Here is a 12019-nt window from a genome sequence, read left to right as displayed (position 1 = left end):
ACGCCCGCAACGGCGTCGTCGAGCAGACCCGCCGCCACGCCGCCGTCACCGCACTGCTACGCGTGCCACACGTCGTCCTGGCCGTCAACAAGATGGACCTCGTCGACTACGCGGAGCCCGTCTTCGCCGCCATCGCCGCCGAGTTCACCGCCTACGCCGCCTCCCTCGGCGTCAAGGACGTCCTCGCGATCCCGATCTCCGCCCTCGCCGGGGACAACGTGGTGGAGCCCTCCGCCCGCATGGACTGGTACGGCGGCCCGACCCTGCTGGAACACCTGGAGACCGTCCCGGTCGGCAGCGACCCGAGCACCGAGCCGGCCCGCTTCCCGGTCCAGTACGTCATCCGCCCGCAGACCGAGGAGCACCCCGACTACCGCGGCTACGCCGGCCAGCTCGCCTCCGGCGTGCTGCGCGTCGGCGACACCGTCACGGTCCTGCCCTCCGGCCACACCAGCACCGTCGCCGGGATCGACGCGCTCGGCCGGGAGACGGACATCGCCTGGGCACCCCAGTCGGTCACCGTCCGTCTCGCCGACGACATCGACATCTCCCGCGGCGACCTGATCGCGGCCGGCCCGGCCCCCGTCCCCACCAAGGACGTCGAGGCCACCGTCAGCCACCTCAACGAGCGCCCGCTGCGCGCCGGGGACAAGGTGCTGCTCAAGCACACCACCCGCACCGTGCGCGCGCTCGTCAAGGAGATCTCCTACCGCATCGACATTACTGCACCGATCGGTGAAGGGGGCCTCGAACAGCACTCCGGCGCCGAGGGGTTGAACGTCAACGACATCGGCCACGTGGTGCTGCGCACCGCCGAGCCGCTGGCCCTGGACACCTACGCCGACAACCGCCGCACCGGGTCCTTCCTGCTGATCGACCCGGCCGACGGCACCACCCTCACCGCCGGCCTGGTGGGCGAGGCGTTCGACACCGTACGCACCAACGACGCCACCGACGAGGAGGACTGGGTCTGATGCCCAGCGAGGCGTTCTCGGGCATGGACAAGGAAGGCGGCCGCATCGGCAGCGGCGTCCTCGGCAGCGGCCAGGGCGGTCTGACCCGATGTGTGGGCCGACAGGGCTGAGCAAGCCCTGTCACCGGGCCGCCTCCCCCGCAGCCGCCCGGCTTGCCCGGCATCCCCGATGCCGCACAAGCGCCACCTTCCGAACTTCCGCCCCGAGACCGGCCCCTGACGGTCCGTCTGCGAACAGGACACCACCATGGCACCGACCCCGGCACCTCCCCATACCCGAACCCGCCCCAACCTCGGCCGGATCAGACGCGCCGCCGCAGCCGCCGTCGCCGCCCTCACCGCCGCCGCCCTGCTGTCCGCCTGCGGCTACGGCTCCAAGGCCGAGGGCACGTCCTCCGGTGACGCCAACAGCACAGCCGCAGCGGGGAGTTCCGCCGCCGGCGGGAAGCTCTCCGCCGACACCGTCAAGATCGGATACTTCGCCAACCTGACCCACGGCACCGCGCTGGTCGGCCTCCAGGAGGGCCTCTTCCAGAAGGAGCTGGACGGCACCCGGATCAGGACCCAGGTCTTCAACGCGGGCCCGGCCGAGATCGAGGCGCTCAACGCCGGCTCCATCGACATCGGCTGGATCGGCCCCTCCCCCGCGATCAACGGCTACACCAAGTCCGACGGCAAGTCCCTGAAGATCATCGGCGGTTCGGCCTCCGGCGGGGTGAAGCTGGTGGTCAACCCGGACCGGATCTCCTCGCTCGACGACCTCAGGGGCAAGAAGATCGCCACCCCGCAGCTGGGCAACACCCAGGACGTGGCGCTGCTCAACTACCTGGCGGGCAAGGGCTACAAGGTCGACGCCAGCTCCGGCGCCGGGGACGTCTCGGTGGTGCGCACCGACAACAAGGTCACCCCCGACGCCTACAAGCAGGGCTCCGTCGACGGCGCCTGGGTGCCCGAGCCCACCGCCTCCAAGCTGGTCACCCTCGGCGCGAAGGTCCTGCTCGACGAGAAGGACGTCTGGCCGGACAAGAAGTTCGTGATCACCAACATCATCGTCTCGCAGAAGTTCCTCAGGGAGCACTCGGACGTGGTGGAGGCCGTGCTGCGCGGCTCGGTGGACACCAACGCCTTCATCAAGGCCAACCCGGACAAGGCCAAGGCCGACGCCAACGAGGCCATCAGGAAGGAGTCCGGCAACGCGCTGGAGCCGGCCGTCCTCGACCCGGCCTGGGCCGACATCGACTTCCTCGACGACCCGCTGGCCGGCACCCTGCAGGCCGAGGCCGACCACGCCGTCACCGCCGGGCTGCTCAAGCTGCCCAGATCAAGTTCCGCTGGCGCGGGGGCCAACCTGAACGGCATCTACGACCTCACCCTGCTCAACAAGGTGCTCGCGGCCAAGGGCCAGGGCCCTGTGGCGGACGCCGGACTCGGCACCAGATAGCGCCGCGGTCCGCACCCGACTCCGCGGTCCGGACCCCCGCCCGCCCGGTCGATCCCCGATCGATGCCCACCGGGACGGGCGGGGCCGGACCCCGGCTCCCCCTTCGCCAGCCAGCCCTTGACCACTCAGGAGGTGCCCGGATGACCCCGGCACTGACCACCTCGGCGGACGCCGCCGGCGCCGACGCCCGCGGCGCCGCGCCCGCCGTCCGGATCTCGCACGTGCACAAGTCCTTCGGCCGGGCGGGCGCGCAGACGCACGTCCTGGACGACATCACGCTCGACGTCGCGCCCGGCGAGTTCGTCACGCTGCTCGGCGCCTCGGGCTGCGGCAAGTCGACCCTGCTCAACCTGGTCGCCGGCCTCGACAGGCCCACCCGGGGCAGCATCGAGGTGCCCGGCGGCCGGCCCGCGCTGATGTTCCAGGAGCACGCGCTGTTCCCCTGGCTCACCGCCGGCCGGAACATCGAGCTCGCCCTCAAGCTGGCCGGCGTCCCCCGCCCCGAGCGCCGCGCCGAGGCCGAGCGGCTGCTCGAACTCGTCCGCCTGAAGGGCTCCTACGGCAAGCGCGTGCACGAGCTGTCCGGCGGCATGCGCCAGCGCGTCGCGATGGCCCGGGCGCTCGCCCAGGGCAGCAAGGTGCTGCTGATGGACGAGCCGTTCGCCGCGCTCGACGCCATCACCCGCGACGTGCTGCACGACGAGATCACCAGGATCTGGGCCGAGCGGCAGCTGTCCGTCCTGTTCGTCACCCACAACGTGCGGGAGGCCGTCCGGCTCGCCCAGCGCGTCGTCCTGCTCTCCTCCCGCCCCGGCCGGGTCGCCCGGGAGTGGCGGATCGACCTGCCGCAGCCGCGCCGGATCGAGTCCGCCGGCGTCGCCGACCTGTCCATCGAGATCACCGAAGAACTGCGTGGGGAGATCCGTCGCCATGGCCAGCACTGACACCACCCCCTTCCTGGACAAGCGCGAAGCCGCCGCCGACACCGCCGACGTCGGCGCCGGCCTCGACGCGCTCGACTCCGTCTCCGCCCAGCGCAGTTCGCTCGGCGAGGTGCTGCGGCAGAAGGCGCTGCCGCCGCTGATCGGCGTGCTCGTGGTGATCGCCCTGTGGCAGGGCGCGTACAGCCTGCACCTCACCTCGTCGTACAAGCTGCCCAGCCCGGCCGACGTGTGGCACTCCGCCCAGGACCTCTGGTACCAGGGCACGCTGTTCTCGATCATCTGGACCAGCGTCTGGCGCGGCCTGTCCGGCTTCCTCCTCGCCGTCGTCATCGGCACCCCGATCGGCCTGGTGGTCGCCCGGGTCAGGCCGGTGCGCACCGCCATCGGGCCGGTCCTGCAGGGCCTGCAGTCGCTGCCCTCGGTCGCCTGGGTGCCGGCCGCCGTCATCTGGCTCGGCATCAACGACTCCATGATGTACGCGGTCATCCTGCTCGGCGCCGTCCCGTCCATCGCCAACGGCCTGGTCGCCGGCATCGACCAGGTGCCGCCGCTGTTCCTGCGGGCCGGGCGCACCATCGGCGCCACCGGCCTGGCCGGCGCCCGGCACGTGCTGATCCCCGCCGCGCTGCCCGGCTACCTCGCCGGGCTCAAGCAGGGCTGGGCGTTCTCCTGGCGCTCCCTGATGGCCGCCGAACTCGTCGCCTCCTCGCCGGACCTGGGCCTCGGGCTCGGCCGGTACCTGGAGAACCAGCGCGAGTTCTCCGACATGTCCGGGGTGCTGCTCGGCATCGTCCTCATCCTGTTCGTCGGCATCGCCATCGAACTGCTGGTCTTCACCCCGGTCGAGCGCCGGGTGCTGCGCAACCGCGGCCTGCTGGCCGCCGTGAAGTAAGGACGCCCGCTCATGCCCGCCCTCCTCCTCATCGCGCACGGCAGCCGCGATCCGCGGCACGCCGCCACGGTCGCCGCGCTCGTCGACGGGGTGCGGGCGCGGCGGCCAGGACTCGACGTCGCCACCGCCTACCTCGACCACTGCGCGCCGCGCATCCCGCAGGTCGTGGGGCGGCTCGACGACGCGGTGGCCGTGCCCCTCCTGCTCAACCGGGCCTTCCACGCCAAGCACGACATCCCGGCCGCCCTGCGCGCGGCCGGCGCCCGCCTGCCCGTCGCCGACGTCCTCGGCCCGTCCCCGCTGCTGCTCGCCGCCCTCGACCGGCGGCTCGCCGAGGCCGGGCTCGACGTCGCCCCGGCCGCCGTCCGGGCCCGCACCGGCGTCGTTCTCGCCGCCGCCGGCTCCTCCGACCCGGCCGCCGACGCCGCCACCCGCGCCACCGCCGCAGCGTGGCAGCGCACCCGCGGCTGGGCCGCCGTCGAGGTCGCCTACGCCGCCGGGTCCGGTCCGCGCGTCCCCGACGCCCTCGCAGCGCTGCGCGCAGCAGGCGCGACACACACCGCCGTCGCCCCCTACCTGCTGGCCCCGGGCCGGCTGCCCGACCGCATCGCCTCCTCGGCCACGGACGCGGACACCGTCGCCGACGTCCTCGGCCCGGCCCCCGAAGTGGCCACGCTCCTCCTGCAGCGCTACGACCAGGCGCGTACGGCGGCCGAGGCGCAGCTCCCGGCCCTCACCGCCTGAGCGCCGATCCGGCTCAGGCGTGGTCCAGGATGCTGTGCTCGCTGAGGTCGGCGGCATGTCGCGCCACGGTGCGGTAGTCGGCGTCGTCGTGGAGAACCGTGAGTCCGTGGTGGGCGGCCGTCGCCGCGATCACGAGGTCGACCGCGGAGGCACCTCGGTGTTGCCCGGCGAGCGCCATCCGCCGTTGCACCGTGTCGATCCAGCGTCCTGCGCTCTTCGGTACCGAGACGTCCGGGTAGAGCTCGGCGAACATCTCGGAGATCTCGTCGAACTCCCGTCCGTTGCGCGCGCTGAAGAGGAACTCGGCACGCTGGGGGTAGCACGACGCGATCGACCCTGCCGGCCGGTCAGAGCTTCCGCAGGGTGAAGCTGTCCGTCGGGTGCCCGCCGAAGGCGGCCGACAGGCCGCCGGCGAGCTGGTAGAGGCTGCCCCCGGGGCCCGCGGTGACGGCGGTCGGCGTGAGGTCGGCCGAGGGCCGGACGGCGACCAGCCGGGCCGTGCGCCAGTGGTCGTCCGAGCGCAGCTCGACCTCCGTGTCGCGGCCGGCGCCGAAGAAGGCGTTGGTGATGCCGGCGATGCTGCCGTCCGGGCGGCCGAGCATGCCGTCGAGGTGGAGCAGGGCGCCGCCCTCCGCGCCGGCGACCTCGATGCGCCGCACGTCGGCCGGGTGGTGCAGCGGGATCTGCCAGAGCGTCCCGTCGTCCCACTTGCCGACGACCAGCCGGCCGCTCCGGTAGACGATGCCGTTGAGCCCGTAGGTGCCGGGCTGCGGGGTGAACCGGTCGTCGCGGACGAGGACGGACGCGGTGCCGTCCGCACCGACCCGGTAGACGATCGGGGCGAAGGAGTCGGTGATGTACGCGGTGCCGTCGGGGCCGATCGCGATGTCGTTGGCCAGGTGCGGCCCGCCGTCGCCGGCCACGGCGGCGAGGTCGACGTAGAAGAGACGGCGCCCGGTCTCCAGGTCGTAGGCGCCGATGCCGGCGATCCGGCCGTTGGTGGCGGCGCTGGTGCGCTCGCTGATGCCGTTGTCCAGGTTGGTGACCAGGACCCGGTCGCGGGCGGCGTCGACCCGCAGGCCGGCGACCTCCAGCAGCGTGCCCGGGTCGTCGACCAGGGTGTGGACGCTCCCGTCGGTGCGGACGGTGGAGACGGTACCGTGGCGCAGCGAGCCGACCAGGAAGCGGTGGTGGGCCTGGTCCCAGGCGGCGCTCTCCGGGACGAGCGAGGCCGCGTGCCCGGTGATGACGGCCGGGGCGCAGCCGGTGTCCGCGGCGGCCGGCAGGGCGCCGACGGCGCCGAGGAGCACGGCGGCGGCGGTGGCGACCAGGGTGCGGCGGAGCGTGCGGTTCTGACGGTGGTTCATCGGGATTCCCTTGCGCGTGCGTTCCGTTGACGGGATCAAGCTTCGCGCGATCGGCCGGGGCGCAGCAGTGCGTGGCGATACTGGTAGTGGGACTACCAGAGAGGGCGGGGGACATGAGCGAGGCGGAGGAGCGCCGGGAGGCGCTGTCGAGTTTTCTGCGCAGCCGTCGGGCCCGGCTGTCGCCGGAGGACGTCGGGCTGGCTCCGGGGGTGCGGCGGCGTACGCCGGGGCTGCGGCGGGAGGAGCTGGCGCTGCTCGCGGGGGTGGGGGTGACCTGGTACACGTGGTTGGAGCAGGGGCGGAACATCAACCCGTCCCCGGAGGTGCTGACCAGCCTGGCCCGCACGCTGCGGCTGGACCGCGCGGAGACGGCGTACCTGTTCCGGCTGGCCGGCAACCATCCGCTGGACGGTGACGTCGACGTGCCGGACGAGGTGCCGGCGGCGCTGCTGCGGCTGATGCACGCGCAGTGGCCGGCGCCGGCGTTCCTGATGGACGTGAACTGGGACGTGCGGGCGTGGAATCCGGGCGCGGATGCGCTGTTCGGCCTGTCGGCGTGGCCGCCGGAGCGGTGCAATCTGGCGTGGGTGGTGTTCGGCAGCGCGGTGCACCGGGCGCGGATCGTGGGCTGGGAGGCGCATGCCCGCCGGTTCCTGGCCCAGTTGCGCTCCGCCTACGCCGAGCGCGGCGGTGACGGGACGGCCGCGGGCCGTCGGCTGGCGCGGTTGATCGCCCAGGTGCGGGAGTCCTGTCCGGAGGCCGACCGCTGGCTCGACGAGCACCAGGTGGAGGAGCGGGCGGGTGCCGAGAAGGACATCCGGCACGAGGAGTTGGGCCTGCTCCGGGTCGACCAGCACGTCCTGCAGTCCCCCGGCGGCCTCCAGCTCGTGGTGCTCGCCCCGCGCGACGCCGAGACGGACGGACGCCTGCGCCGCCTGGCCCCGGCGGCCCCCACGGCCGTGTTGACGACTATCGCTTGAGCAACGGCAAAGGGCGCCCCTCCGTACGAGGGGCGCCCTTTGCCGTGCGGGTCAGTTTGCCGTGCGGGTCAGTCGAACTTGCGGCGCTGGCGGCCGGTCCCGTAGTTGGAGCCGGACTTGGTGCCGCTGCCGGGCTTGGCGCGGCCGGCGGAGCGGCCGATGAAGCCGGCCGCCTGCGGGCGGTCGCCGCCCTGGGCCGCGGCGGCGCCCATGCGCTGCTTGGGGCGGGGGCGGCGCGGGTTGCCGTTCATGTCGACGTCGGCGGGCAGGCCGGAGCGCTTGCCGGGGCGGCGGCGCGGGTTGCCGGTCTTGGCCTTGGCGTCGCTCCCGGCGGCGCCCTCGCGCGCCTCGGCGGCGGCCGGGACGGCGACGGCGACCGGGACGCCGCTCGGGGTGCGGGCGCCGGTGATCCGGGTGAGGTCGGCGTCGCCGGGACGGATCTTGGTGACGGTCGGGCGGATGCCGGCCACCGTCATCAGCCGGTTGACCTCACGGCGCTGCTCGGGCAGCACGAGGGTGACGACCGTCCCGGACTCGCCGGCCCGGGCGGTGCGGCCGCCGCGGTGCAGGTAGTCCTTGTGGTCGGCCGGCGGGTCCACATTGACGACCAGGTCGAGGCCGTCGATGTGGATGCCTCGGGCGGCGACGTTGGTGGCGATCAGCGCGGTGACGTGGCCGTCCCGGAACTGGTCGAGCACCCGGTTGCGCTGCGGCTGGGACTTGCCGCCGTGCAGCGCGGCGGCCTTGACGCCGTTGGCGAGCAGCTGCTTGGCGAGCCGGTCGGCGCCGTGCTTGGTGTGCACGAACATCATCACGCGCCCGTCCCGGGAGGCGATGTGCGCGGTGGCGGACGCCTTGTCGGCCGGCTCGAGCTGGAGCACGTGGTGGTCCATGGTGGTGACCGCGCCGGCCGACGGGTCGACCGAGTGGGTCACCGGGTCGGCCAGGAAGCGCTTGACCAGACGGTCGACGTTGCGGTCCAGGGTGGCGGAGAAGAGCATCCGCTGCCCGCCCTCGGCGACCTGCTCCAGCAGCTTGGTGACCTGCGGCAGGAAGCCCATGTCGGCCATCTGGTCGGCCTCGTCGAGGACCGTGATCGTCACGTCGGAGAGGTTGACGTCGCCGCGGCCGATCAGGTCGTCGAGCCGGCCCGGGGTGGCGACCAGGACCTCGGTGCCGCGGCGGACGGCGTTGGCCTGCTTCCCGATCGACACGCCGCCGACGACGGTGGTGATCCGCAGGTTGACGGCGGTGGCGTACGGGGTGAGCGCCTCGGTGACCTGCTGGGCCAGCTCGCGGGTGGGGACCAGGACGAGCGCCAGCGGGTGCCGGGCGACGGCGCGGCGGCCGGCGGTGCGGGCGAGCAGCGGCAGGCCGAAGGCGAGGGTCTTGCCGGAGCCGGTGCGGCCGCGGCCGAGCACGTCGCGGCCGGCGATCGAGTCGGGCAGGGTGGCGCCCTGGATCGGGAACGGCTCGGTGACGCCCTGGCGGGTGAGCGCGCTGAGGATCGCCTTGGGCAGGTCGAGCTCGGCGAAGGTGGCTGCCGGGGGCCGGGCCGGGGTGCCTTCGACGACGGTGAAGTCCTCGGTCGCGGCGGCGGTGGTGCGCGGCGTCTTGGGGGCGCCGCTGCGGTTGCGCGGCTTGCGGGTGCGCGGCGGGCCGTCGGTGTGGGCACCGGCGGTACGGGCGCCGGCAGTGCGGCGGTCGCGGGGCGGGCGGGCAGGGGTGGTCACGGGGTCTCCGTCTGTTGGTCGGCAGCCCGGTCGACGGGCTGGTCGGCCGTAGGGGAGTGCGCCGCCCCGGCCGTTTGGCGGCATGAGCGAGGGCCCGCACCCTGCGGTGCGGGCCCTCGCTTCGCGAGATCGCGAGTCAGCGCGGAGGCTGACGTCAGATCACGCGGATGTTCTCGGCCTGCGGGCCCTTCTGGCCCTGGGTCACGTCGAACTCGACCTGCTGGCCCTCGACGAGCTCACGGAAGCCCTGCGCGACGATGTTCGAGTAGTGCGCGAACACGTCCGGGCCGCCCTCGGCCTGCTCGATGAAGCCGAAGCCCTTTTCGCTGTTGAACCACTTCACGGTGCCGGTAGCCATAACCGTCTCCTCTAACTGGGGCATCAGGGGTTCACACCGCGTGAACCCCGGAGTAGCCGCGATCCCCATCCGGAGACTGAAACACCGGACAAAACAAATGCGCCTGTTGGTTGGAACCAGCAGGCGCACACAAGCGTTCATGGGAACCAAAACTGCAACTGACTCGACTGTAGCACGGTAGGACTGCGACTGACCGGGGGTTTTCTGCCTGGGAGATCACGTTTGCCGGGCCGCGAAAGGGGGGAGGCGGCGCCCCGCCGAAGCGGGACGCCGCCTGTTCAACCGGGACCGGGGGCTCAGCGCCGCCCGGCCGGCTCCGGCACGCCGTGCGCACCCGCCACCGGCGCCGGGCCGGTGCCGTGGCCGCCACCGTCGCCGTGGCCGGGCCACCAGGCGCGGTGGCCCAGCAGCGCGGTGAGGGACGGGGTGAAGAACATCGCCATCACGAAGGCCGCCAGCACGATGCCGAAGGCCAGCGAGAAGCCGAGCTCCATGAAGAGCACGTTGCCCGCGAACATGAAGGTCGCGAACGACGCCGCCAGGATGAAGCCGGCCGCGGCGACGGTCGGGCCGCCGTGCTTGACGGCCTCGCGGGCCGCCTCGCGCGGGCTGCGGCCCTCGCGGGCCTCCTCGCGGAGGCGGGCGATGATCAGGATGTTGTAGTCGGTGCCGATCGCCACCACGAACAGGTAGATGAAGATCGGCAGCATGAACATCAGACCGGCCTCGCCCTTGATGTTCTGGAACACCAGGGTGGTGGCGCCGAGGGTGCCGCCGAAGCCGAGGCCGACCGAGGCCATCAGGTACCACGGGGCGACGACGCTGCGCAGCTGCAGGCCCAGGATGATCATGATGAGCAGGGCCGCGATCGGGAAGACCAGCTTGTAGTCGTGCACCATCGCGGTGTTGATGTCCTTGTACACCGAGGTGATGCCGCCGACCAGCGCCTTGGAGTCGGCCGGGGCGGCCGCGTGGGCGGTGTCGCGGACCTTCTCGATGGTGTCGATCGCCTTGTTGGAGGCCGGGGTGTCCTTCAGCATCACGGTGAAGTCACCGGTGGTGCCGTCGGCGCTGATCGCCTTGTTCTCGGCGGACGGCGTCACGACGCCGGCCACGCCCTCGACCGCGCCGAGCTTGCCGCCGAACTCCTTCAGGGTGGCATCGCTCAGCTTGGCGCCGTTGGTGGTGGCCAGGTAGACGTGGCTCGGGTCGGCGGCACCGGCGGAGAAGGCGGTCATCAGCTTGTCCTGGACGACCATCGACTCCTTGTTCTTGGGCATGGAGCTGCCCGCGAGGTCGTAGGTGCCGTTGTAGTTGATGCCGGCCAGGGCCAGCACCACGAGCACGCCACCGGAGACCAGGGCGACCAGGCCGGGCTTCTTGCCGGTCATCCGGCCGAGCGCGGCGAAGCGGGCGTTCCTGGGCTCCTGCATCCACTTCTTGCCGGGCCAGAACACGGCCTTCGACGGGAGGACGGCGAGCACGGCCGGGGCCAGGGTCAGCGAGACCAGCGCGGTGGCGATGACCGCGATGGCCAGCGCCGGGCCGAGCGCGGTGAACATGCCGAGGCTGGAGAGGATCAGCACCGCGAAGGCGACGGCGACGGCACCGGCGGCGGAGGCGATCGCCTCGCCGACCCGGCCGACGGCGTTGGCCACGGCGGTCTTGCGGTCCTCGCCCGTGCGCAGCCGCTCGCGGTAACGGAAGGCCAGGAAGAGGAAGTAGTCCGTGCCGACGCCGAGCACGACGATGATCAGGATCGCCGAGGTCATCGGGGAGGACTTCAGGTCGAACAGCTTGATCGCGTCGGCGATCAGGCCGTTGGCCGTCGGCATGGCGATGGCCAGCGAGAGGATCACCGGCAGGATGCCGGCCAGGATGCTGCGGAAGATGATGCCGACGATCAGGATGACGAGCAGCAGGCTGCCGAACATCACGATCGCATCGGTCGCGCCCGAGGCGTCCTGCTGGTCGAGGCTGCTCGCCGCCGCGCCGCCGACCTGGAACTTCAGGCCGGTGCCGTCGGCGAGCTTGGTGCCCTCCGAGCGCAGCTTCTTGGCCGCGTCGGTGAACTCCGTGGTCTGCATCTTGGCCTTGTCGATGGCGACCATGGACAGCGCGTACTTGCCGTCCGCGGACTTCGCCTTCTCGTTGACCGGCACGATCTGCTCGACGGCGGGGATGTGCTCGTCGGTGAGGCCCTTGATGACCTTGTCCATGGAGGACTGGTCGTCGGCGGTGAGCTTCTGGCCGTCGTTGCGCTCGAAGAGCAGCAGGGCGGAGGGCGTGAAGCTCGACGGGAACGCCTGCTCCTGGAGCTGCGCCGCCTGGATGGACTCATAGTGCTTGGGCAGGAACGCGGATTCGTCCGTCTGCGACGTGACCTTGGGCGCGGTGGCGACGATGGCGATCATCGCGACCACCCACGCGGCGATCACCCACCAGGCGCGGCGGACGACGAATTGTCCTATTCGGTGGAACATGCTCGTGTGCCTCCTGGGCATGGTTCACCGTTGCCCTTGGGGGACGGGACGCCGGGCGACGGCAGGACCGGCCGGGAACGCCCTAGGCGCCCACTTGCCGGTCG

The 12019-nt window shown here is 72.5% G+C and carries 11 protein-coding genes; 6 read left to right on the top strand and 5 right to left on the bottom strand.

Going from position 1 to position 12019, the window contains the following annotated elements; translation table 11 throughout:
* From KV557_RS21090 to KV557_RS21065, 5 genes are all read left to right on the top strand, one after another.
* Positions 1-974 (top strand): sulfate adenylyltransferase subunit 1 (locus tag KV557_RS21090; RefSeq protein ID WP_218202486.1); only part of this gene is annotated, 974 nt, incomplete at its 5' end.
* A gap of 246 nt (positions 975-1220) precedes the next feature.
* A complete protein-coding gene (locus tag KV557_RS21080; protein ID WP_218202484.1) occupies positions 1221-2414 on the top strand; it encodes an aliphatic sulfonate ABC transporter substrate-binding protein in 1194 nt (397 codons plus the stop codon).
* A 140-nt stretch (positions 2415-2554) separates the two neighbouring features.
* Entirely contained in the window at positions 2555-3358 is an 804-nt protein-coding gene (locus KV557_RS21075; protein WP_218202482.1) for an ABC transporter ATP-binding protein, read from the top strand.
* Positions 3345-4250 (top strand): ABC transporter permease, encoded by a 906-nt coding sequence (locus KV557_RS21070; protein WP_218202480.1) that lies wholly within the window; start codon positions 3345-3347, stop codon positions 4248-4250. Before KV557_RS21075 ends, KV557_RS21070 begins: the two co-directional genes overlap by 14 nt.
* A 12-nt stretch (positions 4251-4262) precedes the next feature.
* The gene (locus KV557_RS21065; protein WP_218202478.1) at positions 4263-4994 is read left to right on the top strand and encodes a sirohydrochlorin chelatase; all 732 of its coding nucleotides are present in this window, start codon (positions 4263-4265) and stop codon (positions 4992-4994) included.
* A gap of 13 nt (positions 4995-5007) precedes the next feature.
* On the opposite strand, the gene KV557_RS21060 is transcribed toward KV557_RS21065, so the two are convergent.
* Together KV557_RS21060 and KV557_RS21055 are read right to left on the bottom strand one after the other, a co-directional pair.
* Positions 5008-5247, bottom strand: coding sequence for a PIN domain-containing protein (locus tag KV557_RS21060; protein ID WP_256177722.1), 240 nt, complete (start codon positions 5245-5247; stop codon positions 5008-5010).
* Positions 5248-5341: 94 nt separating this feature from the next.
* The gene (locus tag KV557_RS21055) at positions 5342-6361 is read right to left on the bottom strand and encodes a hypothetical protein (RefSeq protein ID WP_218202476.1); all 1020 of its coding nucleotides are present in this window, start codon (positions 6359-6361) and stop codon (positions 5342-5344) included.
* A gap of 113 nt (positions 6362-6474) precedes the next feature.
* On the opposite strand from KV557_RS21055, the gene KV557_RS21050 reads away from it, so the two are divergent.
* Positions 6475-7341: a helix-turn-helix transcriptional regulator gene (locus tag KV557_RS21050; RefSeq protein ID WP_218202473.1), complete on the top strand. Its 867-nt coding sequence runs from the start codon at positions 6475-6477 to the stop codon at positions 7339-7341.
* Between the two features lie 68 nt (positions 7342-7409).
* On the opposite strand, the gene KV557_RS21045 is transcribed toward KV557_RS21050, so the two are convergent.
* From KV557_RS21045 to KV557_RS21035, 3 genes are all read right to left on the bottom strand, one after another.
* A complete protein-coding gene (locus KV557_RS21045) occupies positions 7410-9074 on the bottom strand; it encodes a DEAD/DEAH box helicase (RefSeq protein ID WP_308129995.1) in 1665 nt (554 codons plus the stop codon).
* Positions 9075-9228: 154 nt separating this feature from the next.
* Entirely contained in the window at positions 9229-9432 is a 204-nt protein-coding gene (locus KV557_RS21040; RefSeq protein WP_218202470.1) for a cold-shock protein, read from the bottom strand.
* A 296-nt stretch (positions 9433-9728) separates the two neighbouring features.
* Positions 9729-11915, bottom strand: coding sequence for an MMPL family transporter (locus KV557_RS21035; protein ID WP_218202469.1), 2187 nt, complete (start codon positions 11913-11915; stop codon positions 9729-9731).
* Between the last annotated feature and the right edge of the window lie 104 nt (positions 11916-12019).

The sequence above is a fragment of the Kitasatospora aureofaciens genome (assembly GCF_019192735.1).
In the GTDB taxonomy this organism is placed as follows: Bacteria; Actinomycetota; Actinomycetes; order Streptomycetales; family Streptomycetaceae; genus Kitasatospora; species Kitasatospora aureofaciens_A.
Note: the sequence above shows the minus strand (reverse complement) of the source record. Positions and strands in the feature narration are given on the sequence as shown.

Excerpts from the sequence above, each read along its gene's own strand:
- KV557_RS21035 (WP_218202469.1), bottom strand. The coding sequence starts at position 11,915 with ATGTTCCACCGAATAGGACAATTCGTCGTCCGCCGCGCCTGGTGGGTG.
- KV557_RS21060 (WP_256177722.1), bottom strand. The coding sequence starts at position 5,247 with ATGTTCGCCGAGCTCTACCCGGACGTCTCGGTACCGAAGAGCGCAGGA.
- KV557_RS21080 (WP_218202484.1), top strand. The coding sequence starts at position 1,221 with ATGGCACCGACCCCGGCACCTCCCCATACCCGAACCCGCCCCAACCTC.
- KV557_RS21055 (WP_218202476.1), bottom strand. The coding sequence starts at position 6,361 with ATGAACCACCGTCAGAACCGCACGCTCCGCCGCACCCTGGTCGCCACC.
- KV557_RS21050 (WP_218202473.1), top strand. The coding sequence starts at position 6,475 with ATGAGCGAGGCGGAGGAGCGCCGGGAGGCGCTGTCGAGTTTTCTGCGC.
- KV557_RS21070 (WP_218202480.1), top strand. The coding sequence starts at position 3,345 with ATGGCCAGCACTGACACCACCCCCTTCCTGGACAAGCGCGAAGCCGCC.
- KV557_RS21065 (WP_218202478.1), top strand. The coding sequence starts at position 4,263 with ATGCCCGCCCTCCTCCTCATCGCGCACGGCAGCCGCGATCCGCGGCAC.
- KV557_RS21040 (WP_218202470.1), bottom strand. The coding sequence starts at position 9,432 with ATGGCTACCGGCACCGTGAAGTGGTTCAACAGCGAAAAGGGCTTCGGC.
- KV557_RS21075 (WP_218202482.1), top strand. The coding sequence starts at position 2,555 with ATGACCCCGGCACTGACCACCTCGGCGGACGCCGCCGGCGCCGACGCC.